Raw genomic sequence first — 19556 nt, forward strand, 5'->3', positions numbered from 1 at the left:
CGGGCCCGAGTCTCGCGTATACACCCATCCGTACGAATAAGGCAGCCACTCTGCAGTTTTTCACTCGAACGTGTGTTTGGCGCAACCTTTCGAAAGCTACTACCGTTATGCGGTCAGGGAGACCATTCGAGAGGGGCCGACCATGACGACCACCGCAGACAGCGCAACGATCGCAGCCCAGGACCGCTCCCTGGGCCGACTTGAGCCGGGGCATGCCATGAACGACGCGAACACGAACGCCGAAGGCGCCAAGCCCGCGCGCTCGCTGCCCGGCCGACCCCCCGGGATCAGGGCCGACAGCTCGGGCCTCACGGACCGGCAGCGGCGGGTCATCGAGGTCATCCGGGACTCCGTGCAGCGGCGCGGCTACCCGCCGTCCATGCGCGAGATCGGTCAGGCGGTCGGCCTCTCCAGCACCTCGTCCGTCGCCCACCAGCTGATGGCTCTCGAACGCAAGGGCTTCCTCCGCCGGGACCCGCACCGCCCCCGCGCGTACGAGGTGCGCGGCTCCGACCAGCCCAGCACGCAGACCACCGACACCGCGGGCAAGCCCGCCGCGTCGTACGTGCCGCTGGTGGGCCGGATCGCGGCCGGTGGCCCGATCCTCGCCGAGGAGTCCGTCGAGGACGTCTTCCCGCTCCCCCGCCAGCTGGTGGGGGACGGCGAACTGTTCGTGCTGAAGGTGGTCGGCGACTCGATGATCGAGGCCGCCATCTGTGACGGCGACTGGGTCACCGTCCGTCGCCAGCCCGTCGCGGAGAACGGCGACATCGTGGCCGCGATGCTGGACGGAGAGGCCACGGTGAAGCGGTTCAAGCGCGAGGACCATCACATCTGGCTGCTGCCGCACAACGCCGCCTACCAGCCGATCCCCGGCGATGACGCGACCATCCTCGGCAAGGTCGTCGCGGTGCTCCGGCGGGTCTGACCGTGTCCGCCGGTGAGGGCCGGGCTCCGGAACACGCTGCGTCGGTTCCGGAGCCCGGCCTTTTTCGCTCCCTGCCTCGCGAGGAGCCGGTGGCTCCGCCGCGCCTGCGGGGGGTCCTCAGTACCTGCGGGTACTCCCCAGTACCTGCGGGTGCTCCTCGCACACCACGGGCGCCGCTGGGCGTCAGGATCCCTCGGCGGCCTTGGCGGCAGCGTCGATCGCGGCGAGCGAGCGACGGACCTGGTTGCGGTCGGTGGTGAACCAGAAGTCGGGCATCGACGCCTTGAGGTAACTGCCGTAGCGGGCCGTGGCGAGGCGCTGGTCCAGGACGGCGACCACGCCCTTGTCGCCCGTGGCCCGCACCAGACGGCCGGCGCCCTGGGCCATCAGCAGGGCCGCGTGCGTCGCCGCGACGGCCATGAAGCCGTTGCCGCCGTTCTCCTCCACCGCCTTCTGGCGGGCGCTCATCAGCGGGTCGTCGGGGCGGGGGAACGGGATCTTGTCCATCACCACGAGCTGGCAGCTCGTCCCCGGCACGTCGACGCCCTGCCACAGGGACAGCGTGCCGAAGAGGCAGGTCTGCGGGTCTGCGGCGAAGTTCTTGATCAGTTCACCGAGGGTGTCCTCACCCTGGAGCAGGATCGGCACATCGAGCCTGCCGCGGAGGGTCTCCGCCGCGGTCTGGGCGCCCTTCATGGAGGAGAACAGGCCGAGCGTGCGGCCTCCCGCGGCTTCGATCAGCTCGGCGAGCTCGTCGAGCATGTCCTCGCGCCCGGAGTCCCGGGTCGGCTTGGCCAGGTGCTTGGCGACGTACAGGATCCCCTGCTTGGGGTAGTCGAAGGGCGATCCGACGTCGAGTCCCTTCCAGACCGGACTGGCGACATCCCCCTCACCGGTCTCGACCCGGGTGCCCTCGGGGGCCAGGCCCAGTGAGGCACCCACGCCGTTGAAGTCGCCGCCCAGTTTGAGGGTGGCGGAGGTGAGGATCACCGACCGGTCGGTGAAGAGCTTCTCGCGCAGCAGCCCGGAGACCGAGAGCGGGGCGACCCGCAGCGAGGCCGTTCCGTAACGGTCGTTGCGCTCGAACCAGACGACGTCCCACTCGGAACCGTTGGCGATGCGCTCGGCGACGCCGTGGATGTTCTCGATCATCGCGAGGGCCTGTTTGCGGACTGCGTCCTCGTCGGTGACGGACTTGTCCCGGGTCGAACCGAGGGCGGACACGACGGTGCGCGATGCGTCGCGGAGTGCCATCAGCGCGTAGCCGAGGTCCTCCGGGATCTCCTCCAGCCGACCGGGCAGGGAGAGCTCCATCACCCGCTCGAAACTGTCGGACGCGGTCTGCAGGGCGTCCGCGGCCTTCTCGTTGACGATCTTCGCGGCGCGGCGGACGGCCCGGTTGACCTGTCCTGGCGTGAGCTCGCCGGTGGCGACGCCCGTCACCCGGGACACCAACTCGTGCGCCTCGTCGACGATCAGCACCTCGTGCGACGGGAGCACCGGGGCACCCTCGATGGCGTCGATGGCGAGCAGCGCGTGGTTGGTGACGACGACATCGGCCAGCTTGGCCCGCTCGCGCGCCGCTTCCGCGAAGCACTCCGCGCCGTACGCGCACTTGCTGGCGCCCAGGCACTCGCGCGAGGAGACGGAGACCTGCCCCCACGCCTTGTCGGAGACTCCGGGCGTGAGGTCGTCGCGGTCGCCCGTCTCGGTCTCGTCGGCCCAGTCCCGCATCCGCAGCAGGTCCTTGCCGAGTTTGCTGCTGGGTGCGTTGGCGTCGTACTGCTCGATGGGGTTGAAGAGGCCGTCGTCCTCGTCCTGCGGGGCGCCCTCGTGGAGCCGGTGCAGGCAGAGGTAGTTGGAGCGGCCCTTGAGCATGGCGAACTGCGGGGTGCGGCGCAGCAGCGGCTTGAGCGCCTCCACGGTGCGCGGCAGATCGCGCTCCACGAGCTGGCGCTGGAGGGCCAGCGTGGCGGTGGCGACCACGACGCGCTCGCCGTGGGCCAGCGCCGGCACCAGATAGCCCAAGGACTTTCCGGTGCCGGTGCCCGCCTGGACGAGCAGGTGGGAATTGTCGTCGACCGCGTCGGCGACGGCCTGGGCCATGGTGACCTGGCCTGGCCGTTCCACGCCGCCGACGGAGGCGACGGCGGCGTGGAGGAGCTCGGGGAGTGAGGGCTTCGTCATAGCTCGACCACCCTACGACGCACCACTGACAACGGCGGTCACGGCCGGTGCAGTGGGTTGGGGACGGTGCCGTGCACGGCGGCGTGCGGGCGGTGCGGCCGGTCGCGGTATCCGTCGGTGTGCAGGCGGTTGCGGTTGAGGCAGAGCCGCTCCAGCCGGGGAACCAGCAGGTCGAAGGTCTCGAAGCGGTCCTTCAGCTCGGGGAAGCGGGCGTGGTGCCGGAGGATCTCGGCGCGTACGAGAGCCCAGAACTCCTGCTCAGGAATGCCCAGTTGGGACTCGCACAGGGGCGCGAGATAGCGGAACACTCCGATGAAGAGGCCGGACTGGATGAACTGGGTGAGGAAGGCCGGCGGCTCGGTGAGCAGGGTCCTGCGGACGTCCTCGGGCATGTCGTCGTGTTCCGGCAGCGGCTCGGCGCTGATGTTGACGTCGTCGACGAAGTCCTTGATCGCGAGGCGGACCGGGACGTCGTGCTCGTCGTAGATCACGATGGCGTTCTCGCCGTGCGGGGAGAAGACGGTCCCGTACCGGTAGAGGAAGTGGAGCAGCGGGGGCAGCAAGGCCTCGAAGAGGCGGCGGAGCCAGGCGGCCGGGGCCATGCCGGAGCGGGTGACCAGTTCGGCGGTGAAGGCCCTGCCGTGCGGGTCGGTGTGCAGCAGGGCGGCCAGGGTGCGGGCGCGCTCCCCCGGGGCCAGGCGGCTCTCCAGGGGTTCGCGCCAGATGGCGCCGAGGAGTTCCTTGTACTGGTACGGGGCCTCGGGGAGGTGGTCGTAGACGGGGTGCTCGACCGCCACCGAGGCGACCTCGCCGAGCAGCACGACCCGGCACTCGTCCTTGAGGAACGGGTCGCTCTCGTACAGCCCCTGCACCCACGTGGTGACTGCCGGGGCGGCGACGGTGCGCTCGGTGGGCAGGCCGCGCCAGACGAGCGTGTTCAGGACGGACAGCGGGAGCTTGACGGTGTGCCGGTCGGGACGGCTGACGTTCAGGAACGTACGGATGGACTGCTGGGGAAGCCGCAGATCGGTGTCGGCCGGCAGCGGCACGATCTCGTCGCGGGCCACGGCCGGTGCGAACAGCGGCAGGACCGACTCGTCCCACTGCCAGGGGTGCACCGGCAGATAGAGGTACGAGGCGGGGCTCAGGCCCCGCGCGCGCAGGGCGGCGTCGAAGCACGCGCGCGTGGGACTGTCGAGCTCGCGGTCGTAGAGCAGTTCCGGGGTGGCGAGGGAGGGAACGCCCTGGTACCGGGCGAGGGTGGTACTGACCGCGATCCAGGGGAGTCTGGCGGGTGTGCGGGCCTCGGGGGCCCAGGTGGCGGCGTCCTGGGCGGAGAAACCCACGCGGCCCTTGTTGAGGACGAGCCAGGGGTGCCCGGTCTGGTGGCCTTCGAGCTCCGCGTAGCCGAGGTCGGCGAGCGCTGCTGCGGACAGGGCGCGGTGGTCGAGGCGGGCGTCGGCGGCGAGGGTGGCGGTGAGTTCGCGGACGAGGTGGCCGAGGGTGGCACCGTCCAGGTCGAGGAGCCGACGGGCCAGTACCAGAAACCGCACCGGGTCGTGGAAGGGGCGGCAGCCGCCGGTCCGGTCCTGGATCCCGATGGTTTCCGCAGCCACCTGCCAGCTGCCGTAGGAGCCGCGGCGGGCGCGGAAGGAGACTATTTCGCCGTTGTCGAGCTGGAGTGTGTACGGGTCGCCGTCCTCGCGGGGCGCGGCCTGCCCGACGGTTTCCGGCACCGGCTCCACGATCTCTTCGTACGCGAACTCGGCGAGGGTCTTGGCCAGCAGGCGGCGGCCGGCCCGGTCCCAGCGGTCCGCGGTGAGCTCGGGCGGGTCGGCGAGTGCCGGCGGGTCGGACTGCCGGTCGTGGGCCGGTACGGGGTCCGCGGCGGACGATTGCGTCGGTAAGGACGAGGGGGCCGGGACGGAGGTGGGAGGAGGGACGGGGACGGGGGCCGGCTTCGACACGGTGACTCCTCGGGGTGGACCGATGCGGAACGAGTGGTGTGGTGAAGCAGCTGGAGCGGGGTGGCAGCTCAAGGGCCGGGGTGGGGCCCGGAGCGGTGGCCGGGCAGCGGTGGCTTGGGGGACGGGGCCGGGCGGTTACAGCTGGTGGCGGTGGGCGCGGTCGCGGATCATCAGCGCGGCCTTCTTGTCGGGCAGTTCGACCTCGGCGCCCAGCCGGAACCCTGCCCGGAGGAAGGCGGCGACGGACGGGGTGTTGCGCAGGTCCGGTTCGGCGACGACGCGGGCGCAGGACGGGCGCCGGTCGAGGACGAGGTCGGCCACGGCCCGCAGGAGCATGGTGCCGAGGCCGCGCCCGCGGTCGGCGACTTCGCCGAGGAGGAGGTGGACGCCGGTGTCGTGCGGGCGGGCCGGGTAGTGGCGGGCCAGCGGGTCGAGGTCGGCGCGGTAGATCTCCCAGTAGCTCATGGGGCTGCCGTCGAGAACTCCCAGGCAGGGGATGCTGCGGCCGTCGCCTTCGAGCTGGACGCGCAGGTGGGCGGCGGTGACGTCCTCACCGCCCGACAGTTCCCAGAAGGCGGCGACGGCGGGGTCGTTCATCCACCGGGTGACGAGTGCCAGGTCGTGGGCGGGGTGCACGGGGACGAGCCGGAACTCGCCCGCGGGGGTGGTGGCCGGGCCCCAGTCCGCGAGGGCGTCCAGGAGGTCACCGCGTGCCGCGGCGCCTTCCTGTCCGGGGCTGCTGGTCCAGAAGCGCGCGACGAACTCGTCGGGCAGCCGGAGTTCCAGGGTTTCCTCGCAGGGCGGCGTGCGGAGGGCGGCTCCGCCCCCTGCGGCACGGTCTTCGGGTTCTGCGCCCGCTTCGGTCGGGGTGCGGGGTGGGGTGCCGGTGGGGGTGCCGGCGTCAAGGGGAGGCACGACGGGCGCTTTCCTCTCAGCGGTTCGGTCGGCCGGACCGGCCGACCGGGAACTTCCGGGGACGACAGGGACGTTCGGAGAGAAACGGGACGTGGAGCGAGGCGCGGACAGGGGGACGGGGCAACGGGCACCGGAGTGCGGGGGTCAGCTGCGGAGGGGGTTGGTGAGGGTGATGTAGACGGACTGGGTGTCGACCGGCCCCACCAGCTCGTCCAGTCCGTGCAGCCGGGTGAGCAGGTTGGCCTTGCAGCGGAGTGCCGGGGTGTCCAGGAGCTGGGCAGGCAGGGCGGAGCCGAGGCCGGTGGCCTTGCCGAGGAACCGGCGCAGCGCGGCGATCAGGACCCGTTCGTCGGCGAGGCGCTGGGCGCCGAACGCGCCGATGAGGCCGAGGATGTTGTTGATGCCGAGGTAGTAGGCGAAGCGTTCGTCGGTGACGTCGTCGGCGACGAAGGTGTCACTGCGGGCGCCGATGCCGGGCAGCCGTGCGTGGAGTGCGTCGCGGTGGGACTCGCGGAAGTAGTAGCCCTGGTTGTCGCGGTAGCGGCCACCGACGGGCCAGCCGTCCCGGTCGAGCAGGACCAGGGTGTTCTGCTGATGCGCTTCCAGCGCGATGCCCGCCCGGCCGTCGAGCCAGAGCACCGGCCGTACGACGTGGTCGAGGTAGCGCAGGAACCATTCGGCGGCGACGGCTCCCGCGGACCTTCCGCTACGGGCGGCGAGCCCGGCCACCAGTTCGGCGAGCCGCGAGTGCATGCCGGTCCTGCCCGGCCAGGGGCGGGGCGCGGTGAGGCCCGCGATGCAGACCGCGTCGTCGTCGGGCCCGAAGGGGTTGTGCCGCAGTACGACGTCCAGTCCGGGCACGGGTTCACCGTCGGGGCCGTCCACGGCGAGCCAGGCCGGGTCGCGCACGATGTCGAACTCCGGGTGCACCGCGTGCCATTCCTCGGCGAGACCGGCGCGCAGCAGGCGCTGCACCTCAACACCCCGGTGCAGTTCCTTGCGGAGGTTCTCCCGGCGGGAGTTGGTGATGCGTACGCCGAGGGAGAGTTTGAGCATCGCCGCGGCGCCGGGCCGGTGGACGGTGCGGACGGAGGAGGTGGGGAACCAGGAGTCGCCCGACGGACCGAGGTCGTGCAGGAGCCCGTCGTCGAGGAGTGCGGCCACGCCGGGCCGCAGGGCCAGCTCGCGTGCCTGCCAGGGGTGCACGGGCAGGGCGGCCGCGCCTTCGGGGAGGCGGAGGTCCCCGGCGAGCCGCGAGAGGACCTGTTCGGCCTTGAGGGTGCGGCCCCGCTCGGTCCAGGCGGATTCCTGGGCGAGCACGGACCGGTCGACGGCCATCCAGTGCAGCGGGAAGCTGCCCCGCAGCTCGGGCGAGTAGCGGCGCGCCTCTTCCTCGGAGAGCCCTTCGCGGCTCTTGGGGGTGGGGTGCGTGGGGTGGCCGAGCAGGAGTGACTGTTCCGCGGTGAGGAAGAGGTCGGCCCAGGCGGCGGGTTCGGGCCGGCGGCGGCGTTCTTCGATGAAGTCGGCGGTGCGGCGCACGGAGTCGGCCACCCTGCCGACCAGGTCGGTGCCCTCCCCCCGGCCGGTTTCCCTGCCGAGAAGGGACGCGACGGTCACCGCGTCGACGGTCGGGGCCTGCCGGGGGGCGCCCTCCAGCACCGGCATCCCGAAGCGGTGCCAACCGCAGGCGGACCAGTAACGCACCGGTACGAGGAGGGCGGTGCCGCTGCGGTCGAGCGGAATGCGCAGGGTGGGTCCTTCGGGACGGGGCATGTCGTTCTCGCGCACCCAGCAGCGCAGCAGGTTCTCGACCCCGGCCGCATCGGCGGCGGTCCGCGGGTCGGGGTGGTCCAGCGGGTCGGGTTCTTCGAGGTGGTCCAGCAGGCCATCGGAGTGGTCCGGGCGGCCGGGCAGTCCGTGGGCCGCGTCCGGTCCCGGGGCCGGCTGCCCTCCGTGGTCCGTGGACTTCTGGCGCGGCACCGTCACCGGCTCGGCCGCATCGGGCACGGTGCCGGTCCGCAGGTCCGTCGGCGTCCGCCCGTCGGCCGGTGCGCCACTCGTCGCGGTGGAGGGCGGGCCGCTCGTTCCGGTGGCTGACGCACCACCGCTCGTCCCGGTGGCCCGTGTACCGCTCGTCCCGGTGGACTGTGCACCGCTCGTTCCGGTGGCCGGCGCACTGCTCGTCCCGGTGGACTGTGCACCGCTCGTTCCGGTGGCCGGCGCACTGCTCGTCCCGGTGGCCTGTGCACCGCTCGTCCCGTCGGCAGGCGCGCCGGCCGGTCCGACGGCGGCCCCGCCCCGGGAGGCGGCTGCCTCGACGGGCGTCCCGGCTGCGCCGTCCTTGTACGTGTCGGGTACGGGTGTGGGGTTCACTGGAGGCTTCCTTGTGAGGGTGTTCCGGTGCGGGCCTGGGTCAGCACGGTGTCCCGGTCGGTTCCTTGCGGTACTGGCCCTGACGGGGCGGTCCCGGGTGGCGCCGGGCGTCGCGGCAGGGCGCTCGTTCGGCGGCGGCCAGTGCGTCGGCGAGCCGGTCCAGTACCGCGTCCGCCTGTTCGTCGGTGAGGGTGAGGGGCGGCAGCAGGCGGACGACGGCGGAATGCCGTCCGCCGACCTCGACGATGAGCCCCCGCCGCAGGCATTCCTGCTGGACGGCGGCGGCGAGCGCCGGGGAAGCGGGTGCTGGGGAAGCGAGCCCGAGCCCCGGGGAAGGGGGCGACGCGGGCGCGGGACCGCCGGTCGCGCCGGCGCCCGGTCCGCTCGCGCGCCCCTCCGGGTCCACGAGTTCGATGCCGATCATGAGTCCGCGGCCCCGGACGTCCCCGATGACCGGGTGGTCGAGAGCCAGCTGCCGCAGCTTCCCGAGCATCCGGGAGCCGAGCGCGCCGGCCCGCTCCGCGAGCCCGTTCTCCCGTACGTACGCCATCGTCGCCGCGCCCGCCGCCATGGCGAGCTGGTTGCCGCGGAAGGTTCCCGCGTGGGCTCCCGGCCGCCAGACGTCCAGGTCCTGCCGGTAGACGATCACTGCCAGTGGCAGGCTGCCGCCGATGGCCTTGGACATCACCATCACGTCGGGGACGGTCCCGCTGTGCTCGACCGCCCAGAAGGCCCCGGTCCGGCCGACGCCGGTCTGTACCTCGTCGACGATCAAGGGGATGGACCGGGCGGCGGTGATCTCCCGCATCCGCCGCAGCCAGCCGTCAGGAGCGGGGATCACCCCGCCCTCCCCCTGCACCGGTTCCAGGATCATCCCGGCGGGCTGCGGCACTCCGCCCTTGGGGTCGTCGAGCAGATTCGCGGTCCACCGGGCGGAGAGCTCGGCCCCCTGCTCCCCGCCGGTCCCGAACGGGCAGCGGTAGTCGTACGGGTAAGGCAGCCGCGTCACCCGCACGTCGGGTGCGCCGCCCGACACGTCGAGCGCGCCGGCGGTCATCCCGTGGTACGCCCCGGTGAAGGCGAGCATCCCGCTGCGGCCGGTGGCGGTGCGCACCAGCTTGAGCGCGGCCTCGACGGCATCGGTCCCGGCCGGGCCGCAGAACTGGATCCGCGCGTGGTCGGCGAGTGCGCGCGGCAGCGTTTCGAACAGCTCGGTGGTGAAGGCGTCCTTGGCCGGCGTCGCCAGGTCCAGGACGTGCAGGGGCGCGCCGGAGTCGATGACCTTCTTGATCGCTTCGAGGACCACGGGGTGGTTGTGGCCGAGCGCGAGGGTCCCGGCCCCGGACAGGCAGTCCAGGTAGCGCCGCCCGTCCGCGCCCTCGATCGTCAGGCCGCGCGCGCGTACGGGCACGATCGGCAGCGACCGCGCATACGTTCTCGCCGCGGACTCGCGCAGCGACTGCCGGCGCAGAATGCCTTCGTGCGCGACGGTCGGCTGAGCTGCCGGAGCAGGTTCGGTCACGGCCACGACTGCTGGTCCTCCCCCTGGTGCGGGTACCTCTGTGCGCATTGCCCCCGGCGGGCTGCACGGCGTACCGGCATCCCCCGTACGTACCAACGACGGGGTCTGCGGCGGATCACGGGCAATCGGAAGATCCTTCCGGCGGCGGAACCGCGGCCCTGCCGTTGGCCGTCCCCCTGGGCACCGGCATAGTGGGGGGCCGCGCTCCGTCGGCAGCGGGGTTCGCGTACCCCGGCGGCCGTCACTGCGCGACCGTCCGACCCGTCACGTTCGAAGTCCCAGGGGGATCAAGACATGCGACCCATACGCCCGGCCTGCACCGCCACTCGTAGGAGGAGCGCACGTCGCAGAAGCGCGCCCCTGATGTCCGTCGTGGGCCTCACCGCCGCGCTCGCCCTGACCGTGTCCGCCTGCGGGCCCACCGAGGACGGGGCGGCGAGCACGCCGTCCGCTCCGGCGGCCGGCGCGGCCGGTGCCTCCGGCGGCAGCGCCGACGGCAAGGTCACGATTCCGGACGATCTCAAGGACCGGCTCAAGGAGCACGGGATCGACCTGGACAAGTGGAAGAACGGCGAGTGGAAGAACTGGAACAGGGACGACTGGCTGCGCGAGGCCGAGGACTTCGTCAACCCGATCATCGCGGGCCTGTGGGACCCGGACCGCATGAAGGACGCGGAGAAGCCGCCCAAGCAGCCCGTCGCCAACGACATCTCGGGTGACGAGGGCGTCACCGACCCGACGCCCGCACGGCTCCCCGCGCGGGCCGCCAAGGCTCCCTACCACTCCAGCGCACCCGAGTCGGGGCGGCTTCTCTTCGACTCCCCCGAGGGCTCGATGGCCTGCTCGGCGACCGTGGTCAAGGACCCGGCGCACCCGGGCAAGTCCAACCTGGTGTGGACCGCGGGCCACTGCGTGCACGCGGGCAAGAAGGGCGGCTGGTTCCGCAACATCACCTTCGTCCCCTCCTACAACAACCAGGCGAAGTCGCCCGCTTCGAAGCCCACGCGCGAGGAACTCGCCCCGTACGGCCTCTGGTGGGCCAAGAGCGCGCACACCTCGGACCAGTGGATCGCCCAGGGCGGCCCGACCGGCGGCGAGGGCGCGCCCTACGACTTCGCGGTGCTGAGCGTCACGCCGGAGACCAACACCGGGAAGTCGCTGGAGGAGACGGTCGGTTCCGCTCTCCCGGTCGAGTTCAACGCGCCGGCCGTGCCGAAGATCGCGAGCATGCAGGCGACCGGCTACCCGGCGGCTCCGCCGTTCGACGGCGAGCGGATGTTCCAGTGCGCGGACAAGCCGGGACGGTTCTCGGTGCGCGCCGCGCAGCCGACCATGTACCGCATCGGCTGCACCATGACCGCCGGTTCGTCCGGCGGTGGCTGGGTGGCGCAGGGCCAGGACGGCAAGCCCGCCCTGGTCTCCAACACCTCGATCGGCCCGGTCACGGCGGGCTGGCTGGCAGGCCCCCGGCTCGGAGCCGAGGCCAAGGCCCTCTACGAGAAGGCCGGCACGAAGTAACGGGGTCTGCCCGGCAGAGGGGGTCTTCGGCACGAGTCCCGCAGGCCCCCTCTGCTGCCTTCCGCACGGCGGTTTTCCGGCGCGACGCCCGCAGGGCGGTTCCTTCCGCCGTACGCCACCTTTTTGCATGACACGCTCATGACACATCTGAATGAAGCATCCAGGGGGACACCTTCCATGCGATCCATACGTCCGCTGCTGGCCGCCACCGGTCTCGCCGCGGCCCTCGCGCTGACGGCCACGGCCTGCGGCCCCACCGAGGACAAGGCGGCCGACAAGCCTTCGGCCCCCGCGCCCGCCGGCTCCTCCGCCGCGGGCGCCCCCGACAGCGGGGACATCGCCCTTCCCAAGGACCTCGCCGACAAGCTCAAGGAGCACGGCGTGGACCCCGAGAAGTGGAAGGACGGTGAATGGCGGAACTGGGACAAGGACAAGTGGCTGCGGGAGGCAAAGGACTTCGTCAACCCAGTCATTGCGGGTCTGTGGCAGCCGGAGCGGATGCGCACCGCCTCGGACCCGGCGAAGACCATGGCGGCCGGTGACCTCTCCGCCGGCCGGGGCGTCTCCGATCCGGAGCCTCGCCCGGTGCGGGCCGCGCGCGAGAAAACTCCGTACACGAAGCACGGCGCGCCCGTCGGGAAGCTCTTCTTCGACAGCCCCAAGGGGCACATGGTCTGCTCAGGCACCGTCATCAAGGACGTCAACAACCCCGGCAGGTCCAATCTGGTGTGGACCGCGGGGCACTGTGTGCACGCCGGTGCGGCGGGCGGCTGGTACCGCAACCTCACCTTCGTCCCCGCGTACAACAACAACGGCAGGTCCCCCGCCGCACTCCAGAAGGCCCCCTACCAGGAGCACGCCCCCTACGGCGCGTTCTGGGCCGACTGGGCCGCGACCTCCGGCGAATGGATCCGCTACGGCGGCCCGACCGGTGGCACCGGCGCTCCGTACGACTACGCCGTGCTGCACGTGAAGCCCGAGAAGGGTGGCGGCAAGTCCCTGGAGGAGACCGTCGGCACCGCCATCGACGTCGACTTCCAGGCTCCCGACACCCGGCGGATCGGCTCGATGGGCGCCTGGGGCTACCCGCAGGGCCCGCCGTACAACGGTGTGATCATGCACAAGTGCATCGACCGGCCGAACCGCCTGTCGATCAGCCCCAACACGCCCACGATGCACCGCATCGGCTGCACCATGACCGGCGGCTCGTCCGGCGGCGGCTGGTTCGTGTCGAAGCCGAACGGGCGGCTGGCGCTGGTCTCCAACACGTCGATCGGCCCGGCGACCCACACCTGGCTGGCCGGACCCCGGCTCGGCGCGGGGGCGCAGCAGCTCTACACGGCGATGAGCAGGAAGTACGGCAACAGGTAGCCGCCACGGCATGGCCGAAGGCCCGTACCCATGGGGTACGGGCCTTCGGCCATGGTCCTGCGGTAGTCGTACGAGGGGGCTGCTCGCCCCCCGCACGGCACCGTCAGTGCGTGACCGGAACGAACACCTCGAACTCGGCGGCCAGCTCCGGGTGCACCAGCGCCTTGAGCAGCGTGCCCTCACCCGTGTGCTCCTCGGAGAGCACCTCGCCCTCGGCGTGCGCCCGCGACACCAGCGCGCCCTGGATGTAGGGCACGAGCGCCACGATCTCTACCGAAGGGCGCGGCAGCTCGCGGTCGATGAGCTCCTTGAGCTCCTCGATGCCCTGGCCCGAACGGGCCGAGACCGCGATGGCGCGCTGCTCGATGCGCAGCAGCCGCTGGAGGACGACCGGGTCGGCCGCGTCCGCCTTGTTGATCACGACGATCTCCGGCACGCCGGTGGCACCGACGTCACGGATCACCTCGCGCACGGCGGCCAGCTGCTCCTCCGGTGCCGGGTGCGAGCCGTCCACCACGTGCAGGATGAGATCGGAGTCGCCGACCTCCTCCATGGTGGAGCGGAACGCCTCGACGATGTGGTGGGGCAGGTGCCGGACGAATCCGACGGTGTCGGCCAGCGTGTAGAGCCGCCCGCTGGGCGTCTCGGCGCGTCGCACGGTCGGATCCAGGGTGGCGAACAGTGCGTTCTCCACCAGCACGCCCGCGCCCGTGAGGCGGTTGAGCAGCGAGGACTTGCCCGCGTTGGTGTACCCGGCGATGGCGACCGAGGGCACTTTGTGGCGCCTGCGCTCCTGCCGCTTGAGATCACGGCCGGTCTTCATCTCCGCGATCTCCCGGCGCATCTTCGCCATCTTCTCGCGGATCCGACGGCGGTCCGTCTCGATCTTGGTCTCACCGGGGCCACGCGTGGCCATGCCGCCACCGCCGCCGCCACCCATCTGCCGGGACAGCGACTGACCCCAGCCGCGCAGACGCGGCAGCATGTACTGCATCTGCGCGAGCGCGACCTGCGCCTTGCCCTCACGGGACTTGGCGTGCTGGGCGAAGATGTCGAGGATCAGGGCGGTCCGGTCGACCACCTTCACCTTGACGACGTCTTCCAGGTGGATGAGCTGACCGGGGCTGAGCTCACCGTCGCAGACGACGGTGTCGGCGCCGGTCTCCAGGACGATGTCCCGCAGCTCCATCGCCTTGCCCGAGCCGATGTACGTCGCCGGGTCCGGCTTGTCGCGCCGCTGGACGACCCCGTCGAGCACCAGGGCTCCGGCCGTCTCGGCGAGCGCCGCCAGCTCCGCGAGGGAGTTGTCCGCGTCCTGCGCGGTCCCCGAGGTCCACACACCGACCAGCACGACGCGCTCCAGGCGCAGCTGCCGGTACTCGACTTCGGTGACGTCCTCGAGCTCGGTGGAGAGGCCTGCCACCCGGCGCAGCGCGGCACGCTCGGACCGGTCGAACTGGTCGCCGTCCCGCTCTCCGTCGATCTCGTGGCTCCAGGCGACGTCCTCTTCCATCAGGGCATCGGCCCGCAGGCTGTCTGTGATGTTGTCGTTCGTGGAAGGGGAAGAAGTGGAGGGGGTCATTGGATCCTTAGGTCGTCGTGGTGGTGTGAGGAAGCCCGCAAAAGCTCCCGTCGACAGTCACAACGCGTGACGGTCCCGGATGATTCCCGAAGGATCCCGGTGAATTTTCTCCGCCCGGCCGCGCCGCCGACCCGTTGATGGTCGCACGGCACGGCCCAGTGGTCACACGGGTTTACCGGCCCTCCGCCTCCGCCGGGGTACACACTCTCAGCGGCTCCCCGGGCCTTCGGCAGCCACTGCCAGGCTCCGCCAGTCCCGGTGCCCCGGCATCGGCGGCGTCTTCTGCCCGTACAGCCAGCGCTCGAAGAATGCGGACAGGTCGCGTCCGGCGACGTCCGACGCGAGGGTGACGAAGTCCCGGGTGGAGGCCACCGCGTCCCGGTGCTCCGTCACCCAGCGCCGCTCGATCCGCTCGAACGCCGGCGCTCCGATCTCCTGGCGCAGCGCGTAGAGCACCAGGGCGCCGCCCTCGTACACCACGGGACGGAAGATGCTGATCTTCTGTCCGGGCTCGGGGGGCCTGGGCGCGGCGGGCGGGCCGCCCGCGCGGCGCCATTCGTCGGACCGGCCGTACGCCGCCTTCATCCGCTCCTCCAGGGGGTACTGCTTCTGTGCGTACAGCGCCTCGTACCAGGTGGCGTGTCCCTCGTTGAGCCACAGGTCCGACCAGGCGCGGGGCGAGACGCTGTTGCCGAACCAGTGGTGCGCCAGTTCGTGCACCATGATCGAGTCGACGTACCACTCGGGGTAGTTGCTGCTCGTGAACATGGACCGTTCGAAGAGCGACAGCGTCTGGGTCTCCAGCGCGAACCCGGTGCTGGCCGCGGCCACGAGCACCCCGTACGTCTCGAACGGGTAGCGCCCGACCCGCTCCTCCATCCACCTGAGGTGCCCCGGGGTCTTCTTCAGCCACGGCTCCATCCGCCGGGCGTCGGCGGCCGGCACCACGTCACGCACGGGCAGTCCGTGCGGCCCGTTCCGGCGCAGCACCGCGGAGGTGCCGACGGAGACCTGGGCGAGCTCGGTCGCCATGGGGTGGCGGGTGCGGTACGTCCAGGTGCGCGCGCCCTGCGCGCCCCGGGGGCCTCCGGCGGCACGCGGTGCGGCGGCCGGCAGCCCGTTGGCGACGACCGTCAGTGCCTTGGGCGCGGTCACCCGGAAGGTGAAGTACGCCTTGTCGGAGGGGTGGTCGTTGCAGGGGAAGACGCGGTGCGCGGCGTCCGCCTGGTTGGCCATGGCGAGCCCGTCGGCGGTGCGTACCCAGCCGCCGTCGGAGATGCGGCCGGCCGGGTTGCTGGTGTGCTTGACGGTGACGACCGTACGGCGGCCCTCTCCGACCGGCCGGGCCGGAGTGACGACCAGGTCCTCGCCGGTGGTGGTGAACTCCGCGCGCGTGCCGTTCACCTCGACCGAGTGGACGGTGCCGTGCGCGAAGTCGAGGTTGAGCCGGTCGAGCGGCGCCGTGGCACGGGCCTCGATCGTGGTGACGGCGTTCAGCGGCTTGCTGTTGTCGCCGCCGTAGTCGAGGGCGATGTCGTACGAGAGGACGTCGTACCCGGGGTTTCCCAGGTGGGGGAAGAGCGGGTCGCCGATGCCGAGGGGCCCGGGTGCGGGCAGCACGGCTGCGACCAGGCAGGCGGAAGCGGCGGCCAGCAGGGCGGCGCGCAGTCGTGGTGAGGTGAGCAGCATGGACCACCGCTATCAGCGCGGGCGGCCGCACGGGGGGACGGGCACGCGGGCACCACCCGAACGAGCGGCGGCCGGCGTGCTCAGGCGGTGGCCGTGTGCTGCGCGCGGCTCACGTCGTACACCCCGGCCACTTCCCGCATCGCCCGCATCAGCGCAGGCAGGCCGGTGGCGTCCGGGAGCTGCAGGGTGTACGTGTGCCGCACACGCTGTTCCGTGGGCGGTTCGACGGTGGCGGAGACCACTTCGGCCCCGGCGGTGGCGATGGCTTCGGTGAGATCGGCGAGCAGATGCGGGCGGCCGAACGATTCGGCAACCAGGGTCACCCGGCAGTCCGCCGTGTCCTGCCAGCGCACTTCCACCGGCTCGCGACCGAGGGCCCGCATCCGGGCGACGGCCGCGCAGCTTTCGCGGTGGACGGTGACGACTCCGCCGCGGACGGCGAAGCCGAGTACCCGGTCGGGCGGCACGGGCGTACAGCATCCGGCCATGCGCACGCTGACGTCCGGCAGGTCGGTGACCGCGTTCTCCACGGTCGCCGGGAACGCCGCGTTCTCCGCGGGCGGCCGTGGAGCACCCTCGGCCGCCGCGTGGGCGCCGGAGAGCCCGGGCGCGGCCGCGGAGGCCCCGGCACTCCCCCCGGGCCCACTGCCGCCCTTCTGCGGCGCCGGGTCGTGCGAGGTGTCCGGGTCGGCGAGCCAGCCGGCGATGGCAATGCGGGCCGCCGGGGTGCGGGCGTGGTCGAGCCACTCCGGCGAGGGACCGGAGGCGGCGTCCTGGGCCAGCAGCAACTGCACGCTGTCGCCGTCGTGCAGCACTGTGCTGAGAGTCGCCAGGCGCCCGTTGACGCGCGCGCCGAGGCAGGCGTGGGCGGCCTCGCCGTACTGCGCGTAGGCGGCGTCGACACAGCTGGCGCCGGCCGGCAGCCCGAGGGTGCCGCCGTCGGAGCGGAAGACGGTGATCTCCCTGTCCTGCGCGAGGTCGGCCCGCAGGGAGCTCCAGAAGGCGTCCGGGTCGGGGGTGGCCTCCTGCCAGGCGAGGAGCCGCGAGAGCCAGCCGGGCCGGGTGGGGTCGACGCGTTCGCCGTCCGCGGTCGCGTCGGGCAGGGCCGTCTCCGGCTGGGCGTAGGGGTTGCCCAGGGCGACGACGCCCGCTTCGGCGACCTTGTGCATCTGGTGCGTGCGGATGAGGATCTCGGCCACCGCCCCGTCGGCGCCCGCCACGGCGGTGTGCAGCGACTGGTACAGGTTGAACTTGGGCGAGGCGATGAAGTCCTTGAACTCGGAGATCACCGGGGTGAAGCAGGTGTGCAGCTCACCGAGGACCGCGTAGCAGTCGGCGTCCTCCGCCACCAGGACGAGCAGCCGCCCGAAGTCGGTTCCGCGCAGCTCACCCCGCTTGCGGGAGACCCGGTGCACGGAGACGGAGTGCCGGGGGCGGATGACGACCTCGGCGGTGATGCCCGCCTCCTTGAGGACGCCGCGGACGCTCTCGGCGATCGGGGCGAGCGGGTCGCCCTGGGCCGCGTTGGCGTCGATCAGCGCGCGCGTGGCCGCGTTCTCCTCGGGCTGGAGGATCGCGAAGACCAGGTCCTCCAGCTCGGTCTTGAGCGCCTGTACGCCGAGGCGTTCGGCGAGCGGGATGAGCACGTCGTGGGTGACCTTGGCGATGCGGACCTGTTTCTCGGGCCGCATCACGCCCAGGGTGCGCATGTTGTGCAACCGGTCGGCCAGCTTGATCGACATGACGCGTACGTCGTTGCCGGTGGCGACGAGCATCTTGCGGAAGGTCTCGGGCTCGGCGGCGGCGCCGTAGTCGACCTTCTCCAGCTTGGTGACGCCGTCGACGAGGAAGCACACCTCCTCGCCGAACTGCTCCCGCACCTGATCGAGGGTCACGTCGGTGTCCTCGACGGTGTCGTGGAGCAGGGACGCCGTCAGGGTGGTGGTCTCGGCGCCCAGCTCGGCGAGGATCAGCGTCACCGCCAGCGGGTGGGTGATGTACGGCTCGCCGCTCTTGCGCATCTGGCCGCGGTGCGACGACTCGGCGAGGACGTACGCCCTGCTGAGGATCGTCAGGTCGGCATCCGGATGGTGCGCGCGATGGGCCTCGGCCACATGGGCGATCGCGTCGGGGGTCCGGCTGCGGGCGGCGGAACCGAGCAGGGCGGCCCTGCCGAGCCTGCGCAGGTCGATCCTGGGCCTGCCGCGCCTGCGGCTCTCTGTGGTCCTCTGGAGCGCCGCCGGCTGGGCCGGCGGGCGGACCTCCGGGGACGCACCTTTGGGGTTGGTGGCCTCTGCACTCATGGGCACCTCCGGAAGCCTCGACCGGCGGTGGGCGGGTGATGTCTCCCCCTGCCTTCGTCGGGAGTGTCCCGTCCGGGCCGGTGCTTGATGCTACCGAGCCCACCATGCGGTGCCGACCGGGTCCCGCCCGGCGTGAACCGGATCACCCATTCGAGCGAACATCAGGCGTCGGCGGAGGTGAGGGATTCCAGCCAGGCCGCGTCGATCCGCCCCTCGGCGACGATGACCGCGGGCCCGGTCATCTCGATCGTGCCGTCGGTCAGTTCGGTGATCAGCAGGCGCCCCCCGAGGACGTCGACGGTGTACGTGACGGGGGTGCCGGTGACGGCGGGGTCCCGCCCGTCCCTGCGGGCCGCGGCCACGGCGACGGCGCAGGCGCCCGTCCCGCAGGAGCGGGTCTCTGCCGCGCCGCGCTCGTGCACGCGCATCGCGACGTGCTGCGGGCCCCGGTCGACGACGAATTCGACGTTGACCCCGTCCGGGTAGGCGGTGGCGGGGCTGAAGGGCGGCGGGGCGAACAGGTTTCCGGCGTGGGCCAGGTCCTCGACGAAGGCCACGGCGTGCGGGTTGCCCATGTTCACGTGAACAGCGGGCCAGGAGCGCTCGTCGACGGAGACGGTGACCTCTCCGCCGGGGAGGAGGGCACGGCCCATCGCGACGGTGATGCCGCCGTCCTTGTCGAGGTGGACGCGCTTGACGCCGCCCCGGGTGGCGATGTCGAGGTCGCCGCCGTCGGTCAGGCCCGCGTGCTGGAGGTAGCGGGCAAAGACGCGTACGCCGTTGCCGCACATCTCGGCCACGGAGCCGTCGGCGTTGCGGTAGTCCATGAACCACTCGGCGCGGTCCGCCATCGCCTGTGCGTCCGGGTGCGCCGCGGACCGCACCACGTGCAGCAGTCCGTCGCCGCCGATCCCGGCCCGGCGGTCGCAGAGCCCCGCGACGGCGGATGCGGGCAGCTCCAGGGCGTTGTCCGGGTCGGGAACGATCACGAAGTCGTTCTCGGTGCCGTGGCCCTTGAGGAAGGCTAGCGGTGCGGAGGCAGCGGGTGCGGTGGTCACACGATCCATCGTAAAGGGCCGGTCCGACAGTGGGTCCCGGGCCCCGGTGCGCTCTGGCCCGCTCGCTGGGCCCGTTCGGCCCATCCGGGCGTGCTCCCGGTGCGACTGCCCCGCCCCATGCCAGCCTCGCGGGCCTCAGCGTG

The 19556-nt window shown here is 72.1% G+C and carries 12 protein-coding genes; 3 read left to right on the plus strand and 9 right to left on the minus strand.

Annotated elements, in window-relative coordinates; genetic code table 11:
* Positions 1-142: 142 nt before the first annotated feature.
* Positions 143-928, plus strand: a complete 786-nt coding sequence (gene lexA / locus ACFWVV_RS01105) for a transcriptional repressor LexA (protein ID WP_384343675.1) — start codon at positions 143-145, stop codon at positions 926-928.
* Between the two features lie 183 nt (positions 929-1111).
* On the opposite strand, the gene ACFWVV_RS01110 is transcribed toward lexA, so the two are convergent.
* From ACFWVV_RS01110 to ACFWVV_RS01130, 5 genes are all read right to left on the minus strand, one after another.
* A complete protein-coding gene (locus ACFWVV_RS01110; protein ID WP_384343672.1) occupies positions 1112-3115 on the minus strand; it encodes an ATP-dependent DNA helicase in 2004 nt (667 codons plus the stop codon).
* Positions 3116-3153: 38 nt separating this feature from the next.
* Complete coding sequence (locus tag ACFWVV_RS01115) at positions 3154-5082, minus strand: IucA/IucC family protein (RefSeq protein WP_384343669.1); 1929 nt, start codon at positions 5080-5082, stop codon at positions 3154-3156.
* Positions 5083-5217: 135 nt separating this feature from the next.
* Positions 5218-5997: a GNAT family N-acetyltransferase gene (locus tag ACFWVV_RS01120; RefSeq protein WP_384343666.1), complete on the minus strand. Its 780-nt coding sequence runs from the start codon at positions 5995-5997 to the stop codon at positions 5218-5220.
* Between the two features lie 144 nt (positions 5998-6141).
* Entirely contained in the window at positions 6142-8019 is a 1878-nt protein-coding gene (locus ACFWVV_RS01125) for an IucA/IucC family protein (RefSeq protein WP_384344119.1), read from the minus strand.
* A gap of 391 nt (positions 8020-8410) precedes the next feature.
* The gene (locus tag ACFWVV_RS01130) at positions 8411-9898 is read right to left on the minus strand and encodes a diaminobutyrate--2-oxoglutarate transaminase family protein (RefSeq protein WP_384343663.1); all 1488 of its coding nucleotides are present in this window, start codon (positions 9896-9898) and stop codon (positions 8411-8413) included.
* Between the two features lie 288 nt (positions 9899-10186).
* On the opposite strand from ACFWVV_RS01130, the gene ACFWVV_RS01135 reads away from it, so the two are divergent.
* Together ACFWVV_RS01135 and ACFWVV_RS01140 are read left to right on the plus strand one after the other, a co-directional pair.
* Positions 10187-11410 carry a trypsin-like serine peptidase gene (locus ACFWVV_RS01135; RefSeq protein WP_384343660.1) on the plus strand — a complete coding sequence of 408 codons (1224 nt, stop codon included), beginning with the start codon at positions 10187-10189 and terminating at the stop codon, positions 11408-11410.
* 177 nt (positions 11411-11587) lie between these two features.
* On the plus strand, positions 11588-12781 hold the full coding sequence (locus tag ACFWVV_RS01140; RefSeq protein ID WP_384343657.1) for a trypsin-like serine peptidase: 1194 nt from the start codon (positions 11588-11590) through the stop codon (positions 12779-12781).
* A 103-nt stretch (positions 12782-12884) separates the two neighbouring features.
* On the opposite strand, the gene hflX is transcribed toward ACFWVV_RS01140, so the two are convergent.
* From hflX to dapF, 4 genes are all read right to left on the minus strand, one after another.
* A complete protein-coding gene (hflX, locus tag ACFWVV_RS01145) occupies positions 12885-14363 on the minus strand; it encodes a GTPase HflX (RefSeq protein ID WP_384343654.1) in 1479 nt (492 codons plus the stop codon).
* Positions 14364-14570: 207 nt separating this feature from the next.
* On the minus strand, positions 14571-16052 hold the full coding sequence (locus ACFWVV_RS01150) for a M1 family metallopeptidase (protein WP_384343651.1): 1482 nt from the start codon (positions 16050-16052) through the stop codon (positions 14571-14573).
* A gap of 80 nt (positions 16053-16132) precedes the next feature.
* Complete coding sequence (locus ACFWVV_RS01155; RefSeq protein WP_384343648.1) at positions 16133-18355, minus strand: RelA/SpoT family protein; 2223 nt, start codon at positions 18353-18355, stop codon at positions 16133-16135.
* Between the two features lie 161 nt (positions 18356-18516).
* Positions 18517-19413: a diaminopimelate epimerase gene (gene dapF / locus ACFWVV_RS01160; RefSeq protein WP_384343645.1), complete on the minus strand. Its 897-nt coding sequence runs from the start codon at positions 19411-19413 to the stop codon at positions 18517-18519.
* Between the last annotated feature and the right edge of the window lie 143 nt (positions 19414-19556).

Origin of the sequence: Streptomyces sp. NPDC058663, assembly GCF_042716745.1 — a bacterium.
Lineage (GTDB): Bacteria > Actinomycetota > Actinomycetes > Streptomycetales > Streptomycetaceae > Streptomyces.

Coding starts and splice junctions, on each gene's coding strand:
- lexA (WP_384343675.1), top strand. CDS start 143: ATGACGACCACCGCAGACAGCGCAACGATCGCAGCCCAGGACCGCTCC.
- ACFWVV_RS01110 (WP_384343672.1), bottom strand. CDS start 3,115: ATGACGAAGCCCTCACTCCCCGAGCTCCTCCACGCCGCCGTCGCCTCC.
- ACFWVV_RS01135 (WP_384343660.1), top strand. CDS start 10,187: ATGCGACCCATACGCCCGGCCTGCACCGCCACTCGTAGGAGGAGCGCA.
- ACFWVV_RS01140 (WP_384343657.1), top strand. CDS start 11,588: ATGCGATCCATACGTCCGCTGCTGGCCGCCACCGGTCTCGCCGCGGCC.
- hflX (WP_384343654.1), bottom strand. CDS start 14,363: ATGACCCCCTCCACTTCTTCCCCTTCCACGAACGACAACATCACAGAC.
- ACFWVV_RS01150 (WP_384343651.1), bottom strand. CDS start 16,052: ATGCTGCTCACCTCACCACGACTGCGCGCCGCCCTGCTGGCCGCCGCT.
- ACFWVV_RS01155 (WP_384343648.1), bottom strand. CDS start 18,355: ATGAGTGCAGAGGCCACCAACCCCAAAGGTGCGTCCCCGGAGGTCCGC.